This is a genomic window from Flavobacterium psychroterrae, from assembly GCF_018380615.1.
In the GTDB taxonomy this organism is placed as follows: Bacteria; Bacteroidota; Bacteroidia; order Flavobacteriales; family Flavobacteriaceae; genus Flavobacterium; species Flavobacterium psychroterrae.
In genome coordinates this window covers 1-23,715 of the sequence record NZ_JAGYVZ010000022.1, presented here as the reverse complement: position 1 = coordinate 23,715, position 23,715 = coordinate 1, and the positions used below count along the sequence as shown (strand labels likewise).

Sequence of the window (23,715 nt, the reverse complement as noted above, 5' to 3'; positions counted from 1 at the left end):
TTAGATTAACAATATGGCAAGATTTGAATTAAAGCTTCCTAAAATGGGAGAAAGTGTCGCTGAAGCAACTATTACCAACTGGTTGAAAGAAGTAGGGGACAAAATTGAAGCTGACGAAGCTGTACTGGAAATTGCAACTGATAAGGTTGACAGTGAGGTGCCAAGCGAAGTTTCAGGAATTTTAGTTGAACAGTTATTTGGTAAAGATGATCTGGTTCAGGTAGGACAAACTATTGCAATTATTGAAACTGAGGGTGATGCACCAACAGTAAAAGTAGTTGAAGAAGTTGCTGCTCCTGCTGAGGTTACTGAAATCGAACAAACGATTGAAACTGCAAAAGATTCCGTTTCATCCCCACAGGATTTTTCAGGATCTGATAAATTCTTTTCTCCATTAGTAAAAAATATTGCGAAAGAAGAAGGTATTTCTGTAGCTGAATTAGAAAGTATTAACGGTTCAGGCAAAGATGGCCGCGTAACAAAAGAAGATATTTTAAAACATATTGAAACCCGTAAATCAGGCGTTACAACACCAAAAGCTGCTGTTGAAACTCCAAAAGCAGCAGAGCCGGTTGCTCAGGTTGCTCCGGTTCAAAAAAGCCAGCAAGCAGTTCCTGTTTCTGTAAATGGAGGTGACGAAATCATCGAAATGGACAGAATGCGAAAACTGATTTCAGGTTATATGGTGGCTTCTGTACAAACTTCGGCACACGTACAATCGTTTATTGAAGTTGACGTAACGAATATTGTAAAATGGAGAGAAAAAGTAAAAACTGCTTTCGAGAAAAGAGAAGGTGAAAAGTTGACTTTTACACCAATTATGATGGAAGCCGTTGCAAAAGCGCTAAAAGATTTCCCGGGAATGAACATTTCAGTTGATGGTGATTATATCATCAAAAAGAAAAATATAAATTTAGGAATGGCGGCTGCTTTACCAAACGGAAATTTAATTGTTCCTGTGATTAAAAATGCAGATCAGCTAAATTTAGTGGGAATGGCAAAAGCGGTTAACGATCTGGGAAACCGCGCAAAAACAGGAAAACTAAAACCGGACGATACTCAGGGCGGAACTTATACAGTTACGAATGTAGGGACTTTTGGCAGTGTTTTCGGTACGCCAATCATTAATCAGCCGCAAGTAGGAATTCTGGCTCTTGGCGCGATTCGTAAAGTTCCTGCGGTTATTGAAACTCCGGAAGGTGATTTTATCGGAATTCGTCAAAAAATGTTCCTGTCGCATTCTTACGATCACAGAGTTGTAGATGGAGCTTTAGGTGGAAGTTTCGTAAAAAGAGTAGCCGAATATTTAGAAGCTTTTGATATTAACAGAGATTTCTAGAATTAATAATAATATATTCAAAAACCCGGAAAAGTTTACTGTTTTCCGGGTTTTTTGTTTGTAAGAAAAACTTATAAAAAGTAACACACACTTTGTTTTAGAATAATTTTAAAACTTAAAAACACAAAATTGACGTGATTTTTGTTTAAAAAAGTCAAGAATAAAAGAGGAAATTCGGCTTTAAAAATTACATTTGTAATCTTATAAAATTAAAAAATGGAACTCAAACTCAACAAACCAATTTGCTTTTTTGATCTTGAAACAACCGGAATTGATATCGGTAAAGATCGAATTGTAGAAATTTCGATATTCAAAGTTTTTCCAAACGGAAATAAAGAAAGTAAAACCTGGTTAGTGAATCCCACGATTCCAATTCCGCCGCAAACAACCGCCGTTCATGGGATTACAGATGAAAAAGTAGCTAACGAACCCACTTTTGCAGAACTGGCAACTCAGGTTCATAATATGATTAAAGATAGTGATTTAGGAGGTTTTAATTCAGATCGTTTTGATATTCCGTTATTGGCAGAAGAATTGCTTCGTGCCGGAGTTGATTTTGATATGAAAAATAAAGTTTCAGTAGATGTGCAGACTATTTTTCATAAAATGGAAGAGCGTACTTTAAGCGCTGCATTAAAATTCTATTGCGGAAAAAATCTTGAAAACGCCCATTCTGCAGAAGCAGATACAATGGCAACCTACGAAATTTTAAAAGCGCAATTAGACCGTTACCCGGATCTGGAAAATGATATGAAGTCATTATCTGAATTTACAACCCGTAAAAAAATTGCTGATTTCGCCGGAATGATTGCTTTTGATCAAGACAACGAAGAAATTTTTACCTTCGGAAAACATAAAGGAGTTAAAGTCGATAAAATCCTGGAAACAGAACCCGGATATTTCAGCTGGATTCAAAACGCTGATTTCCCATTATATACCAAAAAGGTTTTAACGGCAATTAAATTAAGAAAGTTAAACACGAAATAAGTTTTCAGTCTCAGTTACAGTTTTCAGTTTGTAACTGTGACTGAAAACTGCGACTGAAAACTGAATACTATAGACATGAAAATAATCTGTATCGGTAGAAACTATACCAATCATATTGAAGAATTAAAAAACGAGCGTCCTACGGAACCAGTCGTTTTTATGAAACCGGATTCAGCCGTTTTGTTGAAACAGCATCCGTTTGTAATTCCGGAATTTTCTGAAGAAATTCATCACGAAATAGAGATAATTGTCAAAATCAGCAAAGTAGGGAAGTACATTGAGCCTAAGTTTGCGCACAAATACTATGATGAAATTAGTGTAGGTATTGATTTTACTGCCAGAGATTTACAAGATAAATTGAAAGCAAAAGGATTGCCTTGGGAAAAAGCAAAAGCTTTTGATGGTTCTGCTGTTATTGGAGAGTTTTTACCAAAAACTGATTTTATTTCGATGGAAAATCTTACATTTGAGCTGACAAATAATTCAGAAACAGTTCAAAAAGGGAATACGGGTTTCATGCTATGGAAAATTGATGAACTTGTTTCTTATGTATCACAATTTTTTACCTTAAAAATTGGAGATATTATTTTTACAGGAACTCCGGAAGGCGTTGCTGCAGTAAAACCAAATGATGTTTTAGAAGGCTTTTTAGAAGATAAAAAATTATTCAGAATACAAGTAAAATAATGGCTTTAAAATACAACCTTTCGAAAGTATATGCGCTTTCAGACAATGATCCGGAATTTGTAAACGAAATTCTTAAATTATTTGTTACCGAAGTTCCTGAGGATTTAAAACAAATCAAAGAGGGGATTAAGAAAAAAGATCATAAATATGCTTATTCTTATGCACACAAAATAAAACCTACATTAGATTTAATGGGTTTAAATGTGGCTTTTGAAGAGATATTACAAGTCGAAGCCTGGACAAAGGCTGAAGGCAAGAAAAAAGAAATTGTCGAAACTTTTAAAAGTATTAAGATACAAGTGAAAGAGGCAATAAAAGAAATCAAAAAAGACTTTGATTTGTAAGATATGGGCGTGACTCCATTCTTGCCCTTTAAAAGTGAGGGCAAAAATGGAGTCGGGTTATTCACTATATCTTTTGTTCCATAAAAAATTCGTTCAGCGAGCACTTTCCGTTTGTCACAAAAGGATGCCGTTTCTACCCCTCACGCAACATCATTGCGACAACAACCTACTTTATAATAATGACTTACAATAAGTAAGTAAAAATAATCCACAGCTATGAAAGCAACTATCATTACTATTGGAGATGAAATTTTAATAGGTCAGATTGTAGATACAAACTCAGGTTTTATTGCAAAATCCCTTGACCGAATTGGTGTCGAAGTTCACGAGATGATTTCAATAAGCGATAACAAAAAACATATTTTAGATACATTTGCTCTTTTGCAAAACAAGGTCGATGTTGTTGTTATAACTGGCGGTTTAGGTCCAACAAAAGACGACATCACAAAAAAAACATTCTGCGATTATTTTGATGATGAGTTAATTGTGAATCCTGAAGTTTTAGCTCACGTAACCGAATTAATCGAAGGTTTTTATAAACGACCAATTTCGCAATTAAATAAAGATCAAGCCTTAGTTCCTTCAAAATGCACCGTTTTGCACAATAAAATGGGAACAGCGCCGGGAATGTGGATGAAGAAAGAAGATACCGTGTTTATTTCGCTTCCGGGGGTTCCGTATGAAATGAAATATTTAGTCGAAGAAGAGATAATTCCTAAAATAGTTCGTGAATACAAACGCCCCTATATCATTCATCAAACCATTTTGACCTACGGTCAGGGCGAAAGCCTAGTGGCAGAACGTATCGAAGATTGGGAGAATAATTTGCCCGAATTTATTAAGTTAGCTTACTTGCCAAATCCAGGAAGAGTTCGCCTGCGTTTGTCTGCCAGAGGAACAAATAAAGAGCTATTAGAAGCGGCAATTGAAGAAAATGTAAAATCATTAGATGCTATAATTCATGATATTATAGTAGGTTATGAAGAAAATGAAACCATAGAATCTGTAGTTGGTAAAATTTTAACCAAACAAAATAAAACAATTTCAACAGCTGAAAGTTTTACAGGAGGAAAAATAGCTTCGATTTTATCTTCGGTTCCCGGAGCTTCTAATTACTTTAAAGGCAGTATAGTGTCGTATGCAACAGAGGCGAAGGTTAATGTTCTTGGTGTCTCCCGGGCTTTAGTCGATCAATTTTCGGTAGTTAGCGCAGAGGTTGCCTCGGCTATGGCTTTGAATGTGAAAGAGATGCTTAAAACAGACTATGCAATTGCAACAACAGGGAACGCCGGACCAACAAAAGGTGATTCAGATGCTGAGATTGGAGCCGTTTTTATCGCTTTAGCTACTCCAACCGGAATAATTGTTGAAGAATTTAATTTTGGTCAACCACGTGAAAAAGTGATAGATAGAGCCGTAATTAAGAGTTTAGAAATATTACAGAAAGAAATTTTAAAAAATGTGCTTTAATTTTTTGTTTCAATCGTTTATTTTTCTTTTCTTTGCACCCTGATTTTGAATAACGATAAAAGATAAGTATAATGTCAAGAGTTTGTGACCTTACAGGTAAAAGAGCGATGGTAGGAAATAACGTTTCTCACGCTATGAACAAAACTAAGAGAAAATTTTCTGTAAACTTAGTTAAAAAGCGTTTTTATCTTCCAGAAGAAGATAGATGGATTACTCTTAGAGTAGCAGCATCTACGATAAAAACAATTAATAAAAATGGAATCACTGCTGTTTTGAAAAAAGCACAGTCAGAAGGATTTATCAAATAATCTTTTCCTAAATAAATATATAGCAAGATGGCAAAGAAAGGTAATAGAATCCAGGTAATTTTAGAATGTACTGAGCACAAGACTTCTGGTGTTTCAGGTACTTCAAGATACATTACAACTAAGAACAAAAAAAATACTCCGGACAGATTAGAGATTAAGAAATTTAATCCAATCTTGAAACGTGTAACTGTTCACAAAGAAATTAAGTAATAATTAGAATTTTTTTAGTCTAAAAGTAATACGGTAATACTGAATAATATTGGTAATAGTAGTACTATTTAAGATCTATTAAATTTCGATAACATTTAAATCATGGCAAAGAAAACCGTAGCATCGTTACAAACATCTTCTAAGAGATTATCAAAAGCCATCAAAATGGTGAAATCTCCTAAAACTGGTGCATATACATTCGTAGAATCTATTATGGCTCCTGAAGAAGTTGATACTTTCTTGAAAAAGAAATAATAACAAACACATCATATAGAAAAGCTACTTTCATTCGGAAGTAGCTTTTTTATTTTTTATATTTGTCTAAAATTTTATAGAAGCAAAATAATTAGCTTTTTTTTAAGCAATAGTTCCCGCTATCCTCTATATCTTTACTTGCCTAAAGAAGGCAAGCAAAGGATGTCGATTCTATCGGGGCTGGATAAAAACAATTGTTCTTCTTTAAACATTAGGATTATTTAGATTGTCAAAGAATCGTATAATCTAAAAAACTAACAACCTGTAAAAAATGAGTTTTTTTAAAAAATTATTCTCTACTGATAAAAAAGAGACTTTAGACAAAGGTCTTGAAAAATCAAAAACCACTTTTTTCTCAAAATTAAGCAAAGCCGTTGCTGGAAAATCTAAAGTCGATGACGATGTTTTAGATGATCTTGAAGAAATTCTTGTAGCTTCAGATGTTGGTGTAAATACAACGTTGAAAATAATCACCAGAATCGAGAAACGCGTTGCCGAAGACAAATATTTAGGAACAGAGGAATTAAACCAAATTCTGCGTGAAGAAATTGGCGCTTTATTGTCTGAGACTAATACTGGAGAAGCAACCGAATTTGATATCCCAAAAGATAAAAAGCCATACGTTTTAATGGTGGTTGGTGTTAACGGAGTTGGTAAAACCACTACAATAGGTAAACTGGCTTATCAGTTTAAGAAAGCGGGTTATAATGTGGTTTTAGGCGCTGCCGATACTTTTCGTGCTGCTGCAATCGATCAATTGCAAGTTTGGGCAGATAGAGTAGGAGTGCCAATTGTTAGACAAAATATGGGTAGTGATCCTGCGTCTGTTGCTTTTGATACTTTGCAATCAGCTGTTGCTCAAAATGCAGATGTTGTTATTATTGATACTGCCGGACGTTTGCACAACAAAGTCAATTTAATGAACGAGCTTACTAAAGTAAAACGTGTAATGCAAAAAGTTGTTACTGATGCGCCACATGATGTACTTTTGGTTTTAGATGGTTCTACCGGACAAAATGCTTTTGAGCAAGCCAAACAATTTACTGCTGCAACTGAAGTAACTTCTCTTGCCGTAACTAAATTAGACGGAACTGCAAAAGGCGGTGTTGTAATTGGTATTTCTGATCAATTTCAAATTCCTGTAAAATATATTGGAGTTGGTGAAGGAATTGAGGATTTGCAAGTTTTTAATAAATATGAATTTGTGGATAGTTTTTTTAAATAATATTCTAAGATAATTTTTAATGAATTTTTCTTCTTTAAAAAATATAACGCCTCTAACTTTCTATTTTGGAAGTGTTATTTGTTTTGTATTGGCAAATGTAATAAAAGATCAAAGTTTGCCTTTTTACTTTGTTTTGTTAGTTCTTGGGTTGGCTTTCTTTTTTATGGGAATCCTAAAAAGATTGCGTACTAAACGATAATATATTTTTGATGGTTTGCTTCTAAGATTTAATTAATAATCTTAATTTAATCTTTTATAATGATGGGAGAGGATTATACTAATTGCAGATTCATTATAAATTTAATTTTGTGGCTTACCTTTTTTAAAACAACAAAAAGGAAGTCGTTTAATAGTTTTTTACATTAAAGCAACCATTTTGTTCCATCAGTAAAAACTACAAGATAAGCTCTTGCTGCTATAATTTTATATGCATCTGTGGAGAAATCTTCCCAAATTTTTGAATCTGTTTTTCCGGATTTTAATAAAATATCCGTGTGTCCATTTGCTATGCCTTTAATATAAAAATATTGACCGTTTGAAGGTTCATCAAATACATTTTCGCAATACCATTCGAATTTAATTGCTTTGATGTCTTTTTTGGTTAAATTTTTGTAAGTCAGTTTGATGTCTTTATGATCAGAATATTGATTTTTGTATAGTTTTGACGATATGATTTTGACTGGAGAATTTTTAATTTTGTATGTTTCTGCGAAATTCTTTTTAATAGAGTCTCTTATTTCCTTTTCGTCTTTTTTCTTTGTGTTTTCTTCAATGTTATATTCTTCTTTATGTGTATTTTTTAAAATATCTTTATTGCTTTTGCTGGTACATGAAGTTAAAATTAATATCATTAATAACAGGAAATTTTTTTTCATTTTTTGTTGGTTTTCTTTTTTAGAAATGTTTATTGAGATTGAAAAAAGCAGAAATATTAAAATGAGATTTTCGCGTAAAAGTCTTTCATATAAAAGAGTTAAATTGCTCCTATCGGACATAATTTTACCAGAATAAGGTTTTACATGTTTTGTGTTTTAGTTTTTAGTAATTCGTAAAAAGGAAATGTCTCTCTCTGGTTCTTATACAAAATAAATAGAAAGATAAAAATTTCTTTTGAAGTTTATAAGGTTAACTTTGCACTACAAAATATGCTTTTGAAAACTGGAGTTCTAGCCCTGATGGGAGCGGCATCCTTTTTCTTGCTTCTTTAGCAAGGAAAAGATACAGCGGACAGCAGGAATCAGCTCCTAATTTTTTGACTTCAGTGACAATTATTGAATTTTAATAAATAGACTTATGAAAAACACTTTTATAATTTTGGTTTTATCGCTCTTTTTTGTGAGTTGTAAACAGGAAATTAAACCGGCAGATATTGCAAAATTAAACGGCTACTGGGAGATTGAAAAAGTAGTTTTTGATAAAGGTGAAGACAAGGATTACGGAATGAATGAGAGTTTTGATTATTTTGATATTAAAAATAATAAAGGAATTCGAAAGAAAGTAATGCCTCAATTTGACGGAACTTTTTTGACAAGTGATTCTTTTGAAAATGTTTCAGTTAGGTTTAAAGATAATCATGCTTTTCTGGATTATAAAACAGATTATGCGAAATGGAGTGAGGAATTGATTTCAATTTCGGATGAAAAACTGGTGGTGAAAAATCAGGAGAATAAAGAATATCATTATAAAAAAGCAGGACCAATAAATTTATTAGAAGATGGCAAAAAGACTAAATAATCAAAGTACGATTGGGGCTGTTTTGCAACAGATTATTCAGGTGAATAAATTGGGTGCCGGAATGGATCAAATTGATGTAAAAGATGCATGGAGACAATTGATGGGAAATGGTGTGAATACGTATACTAAAAATGTTGTATTAAAAGGAAGTACCTTGTATGTGGAATTGACATCGGCAGTTTTAAGAGAGGAATTAAGTCACGGAAAGTCCAAAATTGTTAAAATGATTAATGAGGAATTACGACGTGAAGTGGTGACTGATGTGGTGCTGCGCTAATTTAGTCACGGTTTTCAGTGGCAGTTTTCAGTCTTAATTTTAGAAATAAAAAAAATCCTGTTTGTGTAACAAACAGGATTTTTTATGAGTTTCTGTGACTGAAAACTGCCACTGAGACTGTAAACTAATATTAGAACTGCTCTCTTCCAGCAAAATGAAATGCACCTTCAATAGCTGCATTTTCGTCGCTATCAGAACCGTGAACTGCATTTTCTCCAATAGAAGTTGCATATGCTTTACGAATAGTTCCTTCAGCTGCTTCAGCTGGGTTTGTAGCTCCAATTAAAGTTCTGAAATCTTCTACTGCGTTGTCTTTTTCTAAAATTGCAGCAACAATTGGTCCACGAGACATGAATTCAACTAATTCTCCGTAGAAAGGTCTTTCTGCGTGAACTGCGTAAAATGCTTTAGCATCAGCTACAGTTAATTGAGTTAATTTTAATGAAACGATTTTGAATCCTCCATTAGTAATCATTGCTAAGATATTTCCGATGTGTCCGTTTTGAACTGCATCTGGCTTAATCATTGTAAACGTTCTATTTGTTGCCATTTTATTGCTTATTTTTAATTTTGTGCAAAAGTATACATTTTTTATGAATTGATTTTAATTAATTCGTAATTAAAACGATGTAGATTGATGTTTTAGCGAAGAAAGTAAAAAATTATTTCACCATATAAGTTATATAAGTTCATTTAGAAAAAGTTTTATAGGTTTAAATTATAAGTAAAAGGACGCACAAATTGCGTCCTTTTACTTATAACATCTTATATTACTTATATGGTAGAATATTACATTATGGTAAAAACTTCTAAACTTTGAAAATCAATTTATTTTTGTAGAATATCCATAAAATAAATGTCCAGATTCCAACATAAACTAATGCCCCTGCTAAAGAAGCTGCCATGGGATTACTGAAAAATGGTGCAATACCGAAAGTATATAAATAAGTTAAAAGATTAATTTGTTCTTCAGGATTATGCGGATTTTTAAATTGTATCATGACCAATGCCTGCGGAATTATCTGCGAAGTAAAAAATACAATCATTGGGTTTACGCCCCATATTAAAAATGGTTTGAAAACTTTTTTATAATCGGCGATGTCAATTATATAATACAATAGTGCCAAAAATGTTGCGGCTAATCCTGTTGTGTATAAAACATAACTGCTTGTCCAGATTGATTTGTTGATTGGGAAAACGATGTTCCACAATAAACCTGCAATTATTAGTGCTATGCCAGCAATTGCAATTTTGGTTGCTTTTTGAGTTTTTGTTATTTCCCGTTGCAATATTTGACCTATTAATAGACCAATAATTCCATTTACGATTGATGGAATAGTACTTAGAATTCCTTCCGGATCCCAGGTAACTGTTCCGCGATACATATGTCCTTTAAGAAAAATACTGTCAACCCAAGCGGCTAAATTTGTTCCCTTTTCGAGATTTGCTTCTCCAATTCCCGGAACTGGAATCAAAGTCATGATTGCCCAATATCCTACCAGTAAAACGATACCAGTTATAATTTGTGTTTTTTGAGATGTTTTGAGGTACAGAAGCGAAACTACAAAATAAACAATTGCAATGCGTTGCAGAACTCCAGGCAAACGTACATCTTGATAAGATTCAATGCCGCTATAAGCTAAAAACAGATAGATAATCAAAATTGAAAATGCCAGTATATTTTTGACTTTTGAACTGAAACTGCCCATTAAAGCATAACCAACGGCAATGGTAATAATTAATCTGCCAATAAGAAGCGGAACTCCGTCAAGTCCAAATAATTGTATTTTACCGAAATAATTAAAAAATATTCCTAAACACAGCATTCGTAAGGACCGAACCAGAATTTTATTAAAAGTGCTTGTGTCGTAGATTTTTTCCGGCATTGCTAAAGGAACAGCGACTCCCATGATAAAGATAAAAAACGGAAAAACTAAATCGGTTAGTGTGCAGCCATGCCATTCGGCGTGTAATAAAGGCGGGTAAACGTTGCCCCAATCTCCGGGATTGTTTACAATAGTCATCAATAAAATAGTGAGTCCTCTAAAGACATCCAACGAAATCAAGCGCTCTCTGGTCATAATTTTGGTAAATAGGTTAATTTTTGTTTTAAAAGTTACTATTTGGTTTAGAGAGGCAATAATTCAGAAGAGGTGGTTATTTGTTTCTGAGGATTATTACTTTATTTTACCGTTAAACGGATTTTTTTTTGCCACGAATTGCACGAATTTCCGCTAATTTTTATTTATGAGAATTAAGATTCGTATAAATTCGTTCAATTCGTGGCAAGCTTTTTATATTGTTATGATGTTAAAGTTATTTTCTAATGGTTTTAGTTTTTGAATTAAAAGCGGAATTAACTGTTCGCCTTTTTCAAGATAAAATTCTGAAAAATTAGTTTGACGTTCCTGTAAACTTTGATTGGGAAACAACTCAAATTGTAAATCAGTAACACGTTGTAATTCAGAATCTAATTTTCGTTTTTGTGCTTTCAATAATCTTTTTTCCAGATTGTCCAAGCCTTTCTTTTGTTTCACTTCCTGTGCTTTTACGGCTCCGGTAAATGATTTGTCAGTTTGCTGTGCTAATTCGTAAAGATATTCAAATTGTTTTTCTAAAATTTCTTTTTGAGGTGTAAAATCAATTGGGAAAGCAGATAATTTTCGTGTAATAACATTTACTAAATCAGCTGGTTTAGTGAAAAGATCTTCCCATTTAAGATTTAGTTTATCCGCTTTTTTGCCTTGTTTTTCAGTTGCTAAAAGTACCGAATTACGAACCAAAAGCATCGGAAAAGTAATATTCACAGCTTCAAAAAATGATTTTAATTCCAGCCAATAAGCAATTTCTCCGCCTCCGCCAATGTAGCACAAATTTGGTAAAATAATTTCCTGATACAGCGGACGCATAATCACATTTGGACTGAATTTCTCCGGATTACGTTCTAATAAACTTAGAATTTCTTCTTTAGAAAATGACATTTTGGTATTATTAACCTCGTATTTATCATTATCGAAAATAATTCGTTCGCGTAAATCATCTTCGATATAAAATAAATTAATTTCACGCGGATTTACCTGAACCGAATAATCTTTTAATTGTTCTATCGTTTCCTGAACAGCTTTGAATGAAGTTTGTTCTAATAATTCTTCTTTGATATAAGGAATAAATGCACGTTTTAAATTTGCATCATCAGCATCTAAAATCACTAAACCATATTGAGCAAATAAACTATTGGCTAAAAAGCGGGTCGCATCGGCTAAGTTTTTATGATTTAGATAAGCATCTTCAAATAATTTTTTAATGACATTAGCATTTGTGCTTGATCCTAATTCTAACGAATATATTTCAAGGAATTCAGCTAATCCTTCTGTTGAAAGTCTTCCAACAGGACCGGTACTTTCTTTATTCCATCTGAATTTTTTTCCTTTGAAATTGAAATAATTAATCTCTTCAAAATCATGATCTTCCGTCGCCATCCAATAAATGGGAACAAAATTATTTGTGGGGTATTTTAACTTTAATTCTTTAGTCAGATTAATCGTCGAAATGATTTTGTATAGAAAATATAATGGACCACTAAATAAATTTAATTGATGTCCTGTTGTAATTGTAAAAGTGTTTGAAAGGGCTAAAAGCTCGATATTTTGATTTGTAGCATCTGAAATCTCGATATGTTGGTATTGCTTTTTCAAGCTTTCAACCAAAGGAATTCGGTTTGCATTATCAAAGTTTGCCTGTTTTTCAATGATTTGTTTTTCAAAGTTTTCCAAGGTTGGAAAATGATTGTACAGCGGTTTTAATTCTGATTTTTGATCTAAATAATCTTGCATTAACTTAGAAAAATATCCTGAAGTTTGATAGCTGATACAGTCGGTTGGCATAATTTTAAATTTATTTTTGACAGCTGTAAATTTAATGAAAATATGCAGTTAAAAACGCTTTTAACGATTGCTTATGATTTGATTTTTTATTTTAATATTAAAAATCTTGTAATCAGGTTTTTAAAAATTTAGTTTTAATTGTTTTTAAAAATTTAAAGTTCGTGTAATTTGTTAAAAAGAATGATTGTTCTGAAAGTTATGAGTCTAAACGTGAATTATTAATAATGAAATTATATTTTTACAAGAAAAAAAAGTATATCTATTTATATGAAAAATAATTTTAATAAGGAGAATTCCTTGCGACATGTTCTTTTTGGTTCCTTGATTGGTACTACAATTGAATTTTTTGATTTCTATATTTATGCCAATGCTGCGGTATTGGTCTTTCCGCAATTATTTTTTCCGGGAACGAGCAGCACAAATTCAACTTTGGAATCTTTAGCGACTTTTTCGATTGCTTTTTTATCCAGACCTTTAGGATCAGCTGTTTTTGGGCATTATGGAGATAAAATAGGTCGTAAAGTAACTTTAGTAGTCGCATTATTAACAATGGGATTGTCGACAATTGCAATTGGTTTTTTACCGGGTTATGCAAGTATAGGAATCGCTGCGCCAATTTTGTTAATGTTATGCAGGTTTGGTCAGGGAGTTGGATTAGGAGGCGAATGGGGTGGCGCTGTTTTATTAGCGATCGAAAATGCACCGCCGCATAAACGTGCATGGTACGGAATGTTTCCGCAATTAGGAGCTCCTATTGGATTGTTACTTTCCGGAGGAACTTTTTTAATTTTGACCGATACGATGAGTGGTGAGGCTTTTATGGATTATGGATGGAGGATTCCATTTATTGCAAGTTCTCTTTTAGTAATCGTTGGATTTTATATTCGATTGAAAATTAGCGAAACTCCTGCTTTTGAAAATTCTAAATTGGAACAAAAGGAAGTCAAAATTCCGTTTTTTACGTTGATTAAATCATATAAAAACCAATTGATTTTTGGAACTTTTTCTGCCATTACAACCTTCTTAGTTTTTTATTTAATGACTGTTTTTACCTTAAGTTGGGCAACTTCTGACTTAGGTTTTACAAAAAGAGATGCTTTATTGATCCAATTGTTTTCAGTTTTGTTTTTTGCCATCTTTATTCCTGTTTCGGCTTTGGTTGCCGATAAAATTGGTCGCCGTAAAATATTAATTATCACGACAGCAGCAATTGCTGTCTTTGGATTTTTCTTTTCTTACTTCTTAAATTCAGGAAATCCTGTTATGGTAACGGCTTTTGTGTGTATCGGAATGTCATTAATGGGATTTACCTATGGACCTTTGGGAACTTTTTTATCAGAATTATTTCCTACCCAAGTTCGTTATTCCGGTGCTTCACTAACTTTTAATATGGCGGGTATTTTAGGCGCTGCTTTTGCGCCAATGATTGCAATTTGGCTGGCTAGCACTTACGGATTAAATTATGTAGGCTTTTATTTAACAACTGCTGCTTTTATTTCTTTAGTTTCATTTTTAGTGATTTCTAAAAAGGTGCATCAGTTTTAAAATAATTGATTTTTATAATATTAAAACCTTTTGGATATTTTTCAAAAGGTTTTGTTGTTTAGAATTAACCGAAAATCTTTTCATAAAAAGTCCCTAAATATCCCGTATTTTTGCAAAAAATAATTTTCTTTTGAAAACCAAACTCTTTGTCGTTACGCCACCTTTTACGCAACTGAATACACCGTATCCGGCAACGGCGTATATAAAAGGTTTTCTGAATACCAAAAATATCGAATCAGTTCAGGCTGATTTAGGTATTGATGTGATTTTGGAGTTGTTTTCGAAAAAAGGTTTGATTGATTTGTTTGAAGTTTCAAGTTCAAAGTTTGAAGTTTCAGGTTCTGAAACATCTGATAATTCAAAGCGTATTTTTGCTTTACAGGACGAATACATCAAAACTATTGATGCAGTTATTCAGTTTTTGCAGGGAAAAAATCCAACATTAGCATTACAAATTTGTCAGGAAGATTTTTTGCCGGAAGCGTCTCGTTTTGCTCAATTAGAAGAACTCGATTGGGCTTTTGGAACCATGGGAACGCAGGATAAAGCGAAACATTTAGCAACTTTATATCTGGAAGATATATCCGATTATATTGTAGAATGTGTCGATGAAAATTTTGGCTTTAGCCGATATGCCGAACGTTTGGGCAGAAGCGCCAATTCGTTTGATGAGTTATATGAAGCTTTGCAACAAAAACCGACTTATATAGACGCGATTTTAATTTCGATTTTAAAAACTAAAATTGAAGCAATACAACCAACTTTTTTTTTAATTTCAGTTCCCTTTCCGGGGAATTTATATAGCGCTTTTCGTTGCGCACAATGGATCAGACAAAATCATCCCGAAATTAAAATTTCAATGGGTGGCGGTTTTCCAAATACTGAATTGCGTTCACTTTCTGATGCCCGTGTTTTTGAGTTTTTCGATTTTATTACTTTAGATGACGGAGAAGTTCCAATAGAAGAATTAATTTTCAATCTCGAAAATCCAAATACTGTCACTTCGAGCGAAGTCGAGAAGCGTTACAAAAGAACTTTTTTACTTGAAGATGGAAAAGTCGTTTACAAAAACAATTCCTTAAAACACGATTACAAACAAGCTTACGTAGGAACTCCGGATTATTCAGATTTGTCTTTGGATAAATACATTTCGGTTATCGAAATTGTAAATCCAATGCACAGAATGTGGAGTGACGGACGCTGGAATAAACTCACCATGGCGCACGGTTGTTATTGGGGAAAATGTACTTTTTGTGATATTTCGTTAGATTATATAAAGGTTTACGAACCTGTTGCGGCAAATTTATTGTGTGATCGTATGGAAGATATGATGCTGCAAACTGGTCAAAATGGTTTTCATTTTGTAGATGAAGCAGCGCCGCCAGCTTTGATGCGTGCTCTGGCTTTGGAAATTTTACGCCGAAAATTAGCGGTTACATGGTGGACAAACATTCGATTTGAGAAAAGTTTTTCTAAAGATTTATGTCTTTTATTAAAAGCTTCCGGTTGTATTGCCGTTTCCGGTGGCTTAGAAGTGGCTTCGGACCGATTATTGAAATTAATCGATAAGGGAGTAACGGTAGAACAAGTTGCCAAAGTTACCCGAAATTTTACCGAAGCAGGAATCATGGTTCATGCGTATTTAATGTATGGATATCCAACACAAACTATTCAGGAAACGATTGATAGTCTCGAAATGGTACGCCAGCTATTTGAAGCCGGAATTTTACAATCTGGTTTTTGGCATCAATTTGCGATGACGGCGCATAGTCCGGTTGGATTGTATCCGGAGAAATTTGGAGTTACAAAAAAAACTGAAGCAATTGGAACTTTTGCCAATAACGATATTGATTATACAGATTCAACTGGAATCAACCACGATAAATTTAGCTTTGGATTAAAAAAATCGCTTTTTAATTTCATGCACGGGATTTGTTTTGATTACGAGTTACAAGATTGGTTCGACTTTAAAATTCCGAAAACAAAAATTGATCCTGACTTTATTTTTAATGCGCTTGAAGAAGGAAATGACTTCAATACAAAACCAAATGCAAAAGTAGTTTGGTTAGGAGGAAAGCCTTTTGTGGAACATTTTACAAAATCTAAAAAAGGAAATTCATGGGAAATGATGGCTTTTACTTTTCATGATAAAAAAGAAAGTTTCAACATTCAGACCAGTAAAAATGAAGGTGAATGGCTAGTGGATATTTTAACCAAAATCACGATTTCAAATGCTAAAAATTATACTTTTCAGGAAGTAAAAGCTGATTTTGAAGCGAATTTAGATGATTTTGAATTGTTTTGGTATTCAAAACCAATCAATACTTTACGTGAATTTGGATTATTGGTTTTGTAAATTAATATTCCACATTAGTTCCATCACTTGGAATGTCAACTTTATCTAAAAGAGTATGTTCAGAAAGTGCTGATCGCAATTCGGCTCTGGTTGTGGGGCAATGATTTAAAGCCTCTAAATGATTGGCGAAAACTCTGCCTGGCGCCAAAGCTGTAAACTTCAAAATATCGTTCATTCGCATTAATAAAGGCTGACCAATGTCTAGTCTCGCAGTTCCACACGCAACAGTTGCAATGTCAGGTTTAAATTCAATTAAAACTTTTTGTACATGTTCAGTAAAAACGGTGTCAGAACTTATGTAAACTGATTTTTGATTGGGTAATTCAATATGAAAACCCATCACATTTCCCATTAATTTAGCAATAAAACCATAACCATGAATGGCAGGAATTCCAATTATTTTGCCGCCTAAAAATTCTTGCGGTTCCCAATAATTCAAACTCTGAATGATGTTTAAACCTCTTCTTGTTAATACACTTTCATCTTTTGAGCTGCAAACTACAGGAATACTTTTGCGTCTTAAAAAAACTTCGCCGGCTTTATCAATATGATCAGGATGTAAATGTGTAATCAAACAAATTGTAACTCTGCTTAAAATGTCCCTGCTGTTTTTGGGCAACGCTACAAGAGGATTTCTCTTAGGTTTATATCTAAAAATGGTAAATGGCGGAATCGTTTTTCTTTTTCCTAACATTGGATCAACCAATATAACATCGGTTTCAGTTTCAATAACTAAAGTGGCGTTGCGTAAATGATGTATTTTCATATTTGGAAAAATTTAGATACTAAAAATACGAAATTTAAGAATAATTAATCTTACAGATTTACCTTAATTTGTTTTAAATGATAAAAATTAGTTTGCTTATTTAAGTTTTACAAATAATATTTTGATACAAAAAAATCACATTGTAAACCTAAAACCAATTCCATGCAGGTTTTCTATAGAAATGCCTTTTTCATTAATTAAAATTTTACGCAAACGCGAAATAAAAACATCAAGGCTTCTTCCCATAAAATAATCATCTGTTCCCCAAAGTGAAGTCAAAATTTGTTCCCTTTTTAAAACCGAATTCTTATTATCAAGAAATAATTTCAATAATTCGGCTTCGCGTTGTGTGAGACTGATTTTTTCGTTTTCATTAAAAAGGATAAAATTGTTCGTGTCAAATTGATATTTTCCAATTTCATAAACTGATTTTTCTGTTGGAATATTTTTTTGGGAACGTTTCAGGAATATTTCAATTTTCAACAGTAATTCTTCAATGCTAAAAGGCTTTACCAAATAATCATCGGCGCCAAGACGCAAACCTTTAATCCTGTCTTCTTTTAAAGTTTTAGCCGAAAGAAATATAATTGGAATATCAGTATTTACTTTTCTAATTTCGGTAGCCAATTCAAAACCATCCATTTTTGGCATCATAATATCAAAGATACAAATGTCAAAAATTTCTTTTTTAAAGGTTTCCAAACCCAGTTTTCCGTCGCAGCAATGCACCACTTCATAATTGTTTTGTTCCAAATTATCTTTGGTCAAAAATGCTAATGTTTCATCGTCTTCGGTATAAAGTATCTTGAATTGTTTCATTTTTTATAAGGAATTGACAAAGTTATAGTAATGCCATTTGTTAGATTGTTTTCGACTTTTATTTTCCAGTTATGCAAATTGCAAATTTCTTTCACATAATACAAACCAAGTCCAAAACCATTTACTTCATTGCTTTTTTCGTTTTGGGCACGGTAAAACTTATCAAATATAAAAGAAATATTTTTTCTTGAAATTCCTATTCCGTTATCAATAAAAGTGAGTTTTAAAGTCGAATTTTCCGTAGTTATTCCAATTGTGATTTCCGGTTTTTCATTGCAATATTTAATAGCATTATCCAGTAAATTATAGACCAAATTAGAAAAATGAAAAACATCAGTTTCTATTTGAAATTCATCAGAAATTGATTCTATTTTAATAGAAGCTTCAGGATATTTTAACTGAATATTCTCGATGGTTTCTTCAATAACAGGAACAATAAAAACTGTTTCTTTTTTTAGTTCCAAAGGAGCATAATCTGATTTGGCAATGTTTAAAATCTTCTCAATATGATTATTAAGTTTATGGCTTTGGTTGATAATAATATTAGTGTAAGTATGCAATTTTTTATCCTCTTTAATCGGGTTTTGTTCGCTTAAATATTTCGAAGCAATCAATATAGATGATAATGGGGTTTTGAACTCATGCGTCATATTATTAATGAAATCCCGTTGAAGTTCAGAATATTTCTTTTGCTGTAAAAGCGTAAATATAGAATACACATAAATCAAAAGAATAAGAATTATAGCGATAGAAAGAATAAACCAAAATCGCATTGAACTAAACAAATACGAAGTTTCATTAGGAAAACGAATTGCAAAGTAATAGACCAGATTTTTATGTTTAGGGAAATGCACAGATTGTTTTGCTCTTCCTTTATCAGATAACGAAATATAATTGCCGTAGATCATTTCATCACTTTGGCAATTGTACATCGCATATTCAAAATCTGTGGTAATATTCATTTTCTTGAACTCTGTTTTTAGATAAAATTCTAAAATGTCAGGTTCAAACTCATTATCAATATTTACGATATAATAATCGTTTGCAATTTTTCGAACAGGATTTTGAGCCGGCAATTCGTGATTTGTGCCTTCGTATAATTTTTTAGCAACTTCAAGTAAAGCGATGTGAGTTTTCTGACTCAGTTTTTTTTGTTCCAAAGTAAAAGCCTCTTTCGTCCAAAGCAATTGTGCCACCAAAATGCTAATTATGGCTATAAGTCCCAGAAGGATAATACTGTTGAGTTTGTTTATTTTCAAGAAAGTGATGTTTTAAAATGTAATATTAATCAAATTTAGGCTTATAAATGCCGATTAACAAGTCATTAACAAAGATTTGAAAGCGGTTAACAGCGATTCGGTTTTGTCTGAATTATCTTTGAAAAATAAATTTGAACTATAAACCATTAATATAATAACTATGAAAATTATCAAAATTTCGATGTTAGCTTTAGCTTTAAGCTTAATGTCTTTTTCAGCAATTGCACCAATAAAAGCGATTACGTCTGAAACAAAAGTAGAAGGAATAGCAGCTTCAACAATTGTATGGAAAGCACAAACTATTGACGTTGGACAAATTCCGCAAGGAACACCAAAAGCAATTGTTTACGAATTTAAAAATACTGGAAAAACAGCAGTTGTAATCACAAACGTTCAGGGATCTTGTGGTTGTACTGCAACAGATTATACAAAAGAACCAATTTTGCCTGGTAAATCAGCTAAAGTAACAGCAACTTACAATGCAGCAAATAAAGGTGGTTTTACAAAAACAGTTACTGTAACAACAAGTGCGGAAACAGCTCCGCAAATCCTAACTTTGAAAGGAACAGTAATTTAAAAATAAAGGTTGATTTATAAAGTGGAAGCTTCAGGTATGTAATGTACCTGGAGTTTTTTTATGCCTTTCAGTTAATAAAGAAACTTCCATAAATCTTACCGCTTTTAGGTTTGTAAAGTCAATATTAATTTTTTTATAAATGCTTTGTTTTCATTAAAACTTTTCTATTTTTATTAAAAAAGATTAGTAATAAGCAAAAGTAAGCAAAACGATTAAAACCGTTACTATACAGCGGTTTATATAATAGTAGTCTAAAGTTGGAGGTCAGTGTACGATTGGTTTTGAGCTTAAAAAGACAAGGTTAGGTTACTAAATCATTACCTATTTTGGCTGGTAATGATTAGTGTAAAAATCTATAATTCAGTCTTTTGCATTATTCTTCATAGTTCCTTGTAACTCATTGATAGTTAATTTTAAACATTAAACAATTGAGTTATGGAGACAGTGAAAAGATCTACTTTCAAGTTGTTGTTTTACTTGAAGAAAAATGAACCAAAAAAGAACGGGAATGTCCCTGTTATGGGAAGAATTACCATTGACGGAACCCCTAAAACATTTGCAACCAAGCTGGAAATCGATTCCAATTGCTGGGACTTAAAACATGGACGTGTATTAGGCAAGAGTAGCCAGGCATTAAACACAAACCAGAAATTAGATAAAATCCGTGTACGTATCGACAAGATTTATGATGATATGCTCAAAGACGAAGGCTTTGCAACCGCAGAGAAAGTTAAGCTTTCATTTTTGGGTGTTGGTGTAATGGACGATGCCATTCTCAAATTATTCAAAGAACAGAATGAGGATTTTCAAAAAATGGTCACTAAAGGAAAACGTTCTCAAAATACTTATAATAAGTACAAGACTGTATATAATCATCTTAATAAATTTATCAAGGAGCGCTATCACCGGGATGATATGGCATTTAGAGAGCTAACAGCCGATTTTATCCGTGAGTTTGATTTCTTCTTACGCATTGACCAAGGATGCACCCACAATACTGTTTGGGTTTACACGATGCCGGTTATTGCCATCCCCGACCTTGCCATCAAGAAAGGTCTAATAAGAAAAAATCCTTTTGAGGATTATGAAATAAACATGGAAGAAACAGACCGTAGTTACCTTCTTAAAGAGGGAGTAGAAAAGTTGATGTTTCTAAAACCTTCAGATCCAAAGTTCGAACTTGTAAAAGACCTTTTCATTTTCAGTTGTTTTACGGGACTTTCATACGTAGATATTAAAAAATTGAAATTGAGTAATATTCAATCATTCTTCGACGGTCACCAATGGATCATCAGCAGAAGAAAGAAATCGGATGTTGCTTCTAATGTCAGGTTGATGGAAATACCAAAACAGCTGATAGAAAAATATCAGGGCACCACACGTAATGAATTTATATTTCCGGTTCCAACAAATCCAACCTGTAACAGTCATGTTAAAAAACTGATTGGCGAAGCTGAGATTATCACTGAACAAAAAGTGACATTTCATACAGCAAGGCATACTTTCGCTACAATGTTTCTGACCGAGGGTGTACCGCTTGAAAGCCTAAGTAAAATGATGGGACATAAAAATATTTCAACCACACAGATCTATGCGAAGATTACAAGTCAGAAAATTAGCAAGGATATGGATTTAGTGTCTCATAAATTTGCCGGAATGGAAGCAGCCTTTTCAGAAATGGAGAAATAAGTTCAGGTTTAGAATTATTACTTGACAAACAAAGCAGGATGATATCCTGCTTTGTTTGTTTTAAGAAGCTGGATAGCCTCAATAGAATTCTTTTTATTAAATTTACTTACAACAATTCTTTAAAACAAAAAATATGTCTTTATGTAAATTGTGTTTTGAACGCGAAGCAAACAAAAAGAACACTCACTATCTTACTGATGCAATTATTCGTACCTGTCTTAACTTAGAAGGTAGTAATGAACGCGAGAAAGGATTATATTTTGCTCTGGACAATTCCAATCCATTTATAGACTTTAATTTCCAACGTCTTGATGAATTGACCCTTGAAACCACAATTGGCAGAAAACCGACGGACGAAGAAATTGAAAACGCGAAATCCATTCCGTTTTCAGTGGATTACGTATTTTGTAGTGATTGCGAAGACCTGTTTACAGATATTGAAACACCATTTATTCAAAACATATTACCACAGTTCCGACAGGCAGATCTTTCAGGTCTTGAGAGAGTGAGCAAAGCGGACGTTGTTACAATTCGTAACTTCTTTCATATACAGTTATATCGAAGTGCAGTCTGTGAAGACATTTTGGCTTTTTCACCTGAGTTTACGGAGAAGTTACGTCACAGTATCCTACAAAAAAATGGTGACAGATCCATACCCCTTTCGGTAACATATCTCCAAACTCTTGGAGGAAATACTATATATACAGAGAACTACATTGGATTTACTAATGATAAAAACCCATTTATTGTCTTCATGAATGATTTTGTTATACAGGTTTATGAGAGTGAAGAATCAATAAAATTTCTACCTTTCCATGGACTAAACGAACAAGAAACTTTTGTCTCTGCTATAAACATCAACCAAGAAACTTTTGCTTTTAAAATATTTAACAATGCAGAAAGAAAGACTTTTCTCAATACGGTGATTGTAAATGAAAAGGTAAAAAAAACAATACAATACTACCGAGATATGTTTGATATGTTTTGGAGAAAGTTGTTTGGTGTCGACGCTCCAGTTCTACAAAAAGAAAGATATATCCATAGCCTTATTAATGGTGATGACAATAACTTAATTAAATACTCAAAACAGCAGGTTTTCGAGTTTACCGTAGCTTATATGGCCAAACTTTTCAATGTTACCAAATAATTACATACAACATTATGTAGAAAGCCGAGGTAAATAATCCTCGGTTTTTTTATGCCTGTACTTATCCTCAAAGCACATTTATTTCTCCACTGCAAATTCCTCTTCTCATAAAAAAGCTTTGATTGGATGTTTTAGCAAAGCATACTGAAAAATCCCCACACACAATCTTCCGCAATATTTTTCAGCATCCTTTAGGTGGCCTCCAAGCCACTATCATAAAATAGATGGTTTAAAAATTCTGCTTGCAAGGATGCAGATTTTGTAACCACACAGACCATTTCCCAATGCCTTTTCCATTGGCTTCCGCATAGGTTTTTATCTAAGAGCCAGTATGCTGTTTTGTCCCATTTCAAGAGCAAAGGTATTTCCGTGTTCTTAACGCAACAGCAAGGTCAGGCCCTGCGGTTCGCCAAAAAACCTCCACCCATACGGGTCGTATTTTTTGGCAAAACCTTGCTGTTGCTAAACACTACCTTTTTATGCTCGTGAAACGAAACAAAGCATACTCCGGCTCTTTAAACGAATAAAAAAAATGTCAGGAATGGAAAAATATAGCATTGGAAATGGTAAGAGAGAAACGAAACTTCAGCACCTCCTCTCATTACCGAATAAATCAAATCAAAAAAATAAAGCAAAAAGTCAATAACATAAAAATCGAAAATTATGAACATCACAGGAAGATTGACAAAGTTATGTAAAGCTTTACATAATGCTGTTTATGCAAAGCAAAATATTATGTAAAGCAATTGACTATATCTAATACAAAGCCAATTGTTTATAAGAAAATATAGCTTCATTGCTTTACATAAATTATTAGAATTGTTTGAGCCAGCTAAT

Annotated in this window: 23 protein-coding genes; 16 read left to right on the top strand and 7 right to left on the bottom strand. The window is 32.9% G+C overall.

Features of this window, described 5'->3' with window-relative positions; translation table 11 throughout:
* Positions 1-13 precede the first annotated feature (13 nt).
* From KHA90_RS19800 to ftsY, 9 genes are all read left to right on the top strand, one after another.
* Positions 14-1,339 (top strand): dihydrolipoamide acetyltransferase family protein, encoded by a 1,326-nt coding sequence (locus KHA90_RS19800; protein ID WP_213305332.1) that lies wholly within the window; start codon positions 14-16, stop codon positions 1,337-1,339.
* A 216-nt stretch (positions 1,340-1,555) separates the two neighbouring features.
* Positions 1,556-2,326, top strand: a complete 771-nt coding sequence (locus KHA90_RS19795; RefSeq protein ID WP_213305329.1) for a 3'-5' exonuclease — start codon at positions 1,556-1,558, stop codon at positions 2,324-2,326.
* Between the two features lie 75 nt (positions 2,327-2,401).
* Complete coding sequence (locus tag KHA90_RS19790; RefSeq protein ID WP_213305326.1) at positions 2,402-3,013, top strand: fumarylacetoacetate hydrolase family protein; 612 nt, start codon at positions 2,402-2,404, stop codon at positions 3,011-3,013.
* Entirely contained in the window at positions 3,013-3,357 is a 345-nt protein-coding gene (locus KHA90_RS19785) for an Hpt domain-containing protein (RefSeq protein WP_116751795.1), read from the top strand. The genes KHA90_RS19790 and KHA90_RS19785 overlap by 1 nt, the downstream gene beginning before the upstream one ends.
* Before the next feature lie 216 nt (positions 3,358-3,573).
* Positions 3,574-4,827 (top strand): CinA family nicotinamide mononucleotide deamidase-related protein, encoded by a 1,254-nt coding sequence (locus KHA90_RS19780; protein WP_213305324.1) that lies wholly within the window; start codon positions 3,574-3,576, stop codon positions 4,825-4,827.
* A gap of 71 nt (positions 4,828-4,898) precedes the next feature.
* A complete protein-coding gene (gene rpmB, locus KHA90_RS19775) occupies positions 4,899-5,135 on the top strand; it encodes a 50S ribosomal protein L28 (RefSeq protein ID WP_008468080.1) in 237 nt (78 codons plus the stop codon).
* 27 nt (positions 5,136-5,162) lie between these two features.
* Entirely contained in the window at positions 5,163-5,345 is a 183-nt protein-coding gene (rpmG, locus tag KHA90_RS19770) for a 50S ribosomal protein L33 (protein WP_047778459.1), read from the top strand.
* A gap of 102 nt (positions 5,346-5,447) precedes the next feature.
* Positions 5,448-5,600 carry a DUF4295 domain-containing protein gene (locus KHA90_RS19765; RefSeq protein WP_007805819.1) on the top strand — a complete coding sequence of 51 codons (153 nt, stop codon included), beginning with the start codon at positions 5,448-5,450 and terminating at the stop codon, positions 5,598-5,600.
* Between the two features lie 271 nt (positions 5,601-5,871).
* Positions 5,872-6,825, top strand: coding sequence for a signal recognition particle-docking protein FtsY (gene ftsY, locus KHA90_RS19760; RefSeq protein WP_213305322.1), 954 nt, complete (start codon positions 5,872-5,874; stop codon positions 6,823-6,825).
* A gap of 362 nt (positions 6,826-7,187) precedes the next feature.
* Here ftsY and KHA90_RS19755 read toward each other — a convergent pair whose 3' ends face one another.
* A complete protein-coding gene (locus KHA90_RS19755; RefSeq protein ID WP_213305318.1) occupies positions 7,188-7,700 on the bottom strand; it encodes a hypothetical protein in 513 nt (170 codons plus the stop codon).
* A 418-nt stretch (positions 7,701-8,118) separates the two neighbouring features.
* Here KHA90_RS19755 and KHA90_RS19750 point away from each other — a divergent pair, with 418 nt between their 5' ends.
* A complete protein-coding gene (locus KHA90_RS19750; protein WP_213305317.1) occupies positions 8,119-8,559 on the top strand; it encodes a lipocalin family protein in 441 nt (146 codons plus the stop codon).
* Positions 8,540-8,836: a DUF721 domain-containing protein gene (locus tag KHA90_RS19745; protein ID WP_213305316.1), complete on the top strand. Its 297-nt coding sequence runs from the start codon at positions 8,540-8,542 to the stop codon at positions 8,834-8,836. The genes KHA90_RS19750 and KHA90_RS19745 overlap by 20 nt, the downstream gene beginning before the upstream one ends.
* Positions 8,837-8,966: 130 nt before the next feature.
* Here the strand turns inward: KHA90_RS19745 and KHA90_RS19740 are convergent, their stop codons facing one another.
* From KHA90_RS19740 to bshC, 3 genes are all read right to left on the bottom strand, one after another.
* Positions 8,967-9,386, bottom strand: a complete 420-nt coding sequence (locus KHA90_RS19740; protein WP_055095565.1) for a nucleoside-diphosphate kinase — start codon at positions 9,384-9,386, stop codon at positions 8,967-8,969.
* A gap of 259 nt (positions 9,387-9,645) precedes the next feature.
* Positions 9,646-10,917, bottom strand: coding sequence for an acyltransferase family protein (locus tag KHA90_RS19735; RefSeq protein ID WP_213305314.1), 1,272 nt, complete (start codon positions 10,915-10,917; stop codon positions 9,646-9,648).
* Between the two features lie 213 nt (positions 10,918-11,130).
* Positions 11,131-12,720 (bottom strand): bacillithiol biosynthesis cysteine-adding enzyme BshC, encoded by a 1,590-nt coding sequence (gene bshC, locus KHA90_RS19730; protein WP_213305312.1) that lies wholly within the window; start codon positions 12,718-12,720, stop codon positions 11,131-11,133.
* A 267-nt stretch (positions 12,721-12,987) separates the two neighbouring features.
* Between bshC and KHA90_RS19725 the strand changes: the two genes are divergently transcribed.
* Both KHA90_RS19725 and KHA90_RS19720 read left to right on the top strand, forming a co-directional pair.
* Positions 12,988-14,265 carry an MFS transporter gene (locus tag KHA90_RS19725; RefSeq protein ID WP_213305310.1) on the top strand — a complete coding sequence of 426 codons (1,278 nt, stop codon included), beginning with the start codon at positions 12,988-12,990 and terminating at the stop codon, positions 14,263-14,265.
* 130 nt (positions 14,266-14,395) lie between these two features.
* Positions 14,396-16,621, top strand: a complete 2,226-nt coding sequence (locus tag KHA90_RS19720) for a B12-binding domain-containing radical SAM protein (RefSeq protein ID WP_213305307.1) — start codon at positions 14,396-14,398, stop codon at positions 16,619-16,621.
* A gap of 1 nt (position 16,622) precedes the next feature.
* On the opposite strand, the gene KHA90_RS19715 is transcribed toward KHA90_RS19720, so the two are convergent.
* The 3 genes from KHA90_RS19715 to KHA90_RS19705 all read right to left on the bottom strand — a co-directional run bounded on the left by KHA90_RS19715 (position 16,623) and on the right by KHA90_RS19705 (position 19,465).
* Positions 16,623-17,387, bottom strand: coding sequence for an MBL fold metallo-hydrolase (locus KHA90_RS19715; RefSeq protein WP_213305280.1), 765 nt, complete (start codon positions 17,385-17,387; stop codon positions 16,623-16,625).
* A 135-nt stretch (positions 17,388-17,522) separates the two neighbouring features.
* A complete protein-coding gene (locus tag KHA90_RS19710) occupies positions 17,523-18,206 on the bottom strand; it encodes a response regulator transcription factor (RefSeq protein WP_213305277.1) in 684 nt (227 codons plus the stop codon).
* Positions 18,203-19,465: a sensor histidine kinase gene (locus KHA90_RS19705; protein ID WP_213305274.1), complete on the bottom strand. Its 1,263-nt coding sequence runs from the start codon at positions 19,463-19,465 to the stop codon at positions 18,203-18,205. Before KHA90_RS19705 ends, KHA90_RS19710 begins: the two co-directional genes overlap by 4 nt.
* A 160-nt stretch (positions 19,466-19,625) precedes the next feature.
* Between KHA90_RS19705 and KHA90_RS19700 the strand changes: the two genes are divergently transcribed.
* From KHA90_RS19700 to KHA90_RS19690, 3 genes are all read left to right on the top strand, one after another.
* Positions 19,626-20,042 carry a DUF1573 domain-containing protein gene (locus tag KHA90_RS19700; protein WP_213305271.1) on the top strand — a complete coding sequence of 139 codons (417 nt, stop codon included), beginning with the start codon at positions 19,626-19,628 and terminating at the stop codon, positions 20,040-20,042.
* A gap of 435 nt (positions 20,043-20,477) precedes the next feature.
* A complete protein-coding gene (locus KHA90_RS19695) occupies positions 20,478-21,731 on the top strand; it encodes a site-specific integrase (protein ID WP_213305268.1) in 1,254 nt (417 codons plus the stop codon).
* Positions 21,732-21,864: 133 nt separating this feature from the next.
* The gene (locus KHA90_RS19690) at positions 21,865-22,878 is read left to right on the top strand and encodes a hypothetical protein (protein ID WP_213305265.1); all 1,014 of its coding nucleotides are present in this window, start codon (positions 21,865-21,867) and stop codon (positions 22,876-22,878) included.
* The last annotated feature ends 837 nt before the right edge of the window (positions 22,879-23,715 follow it).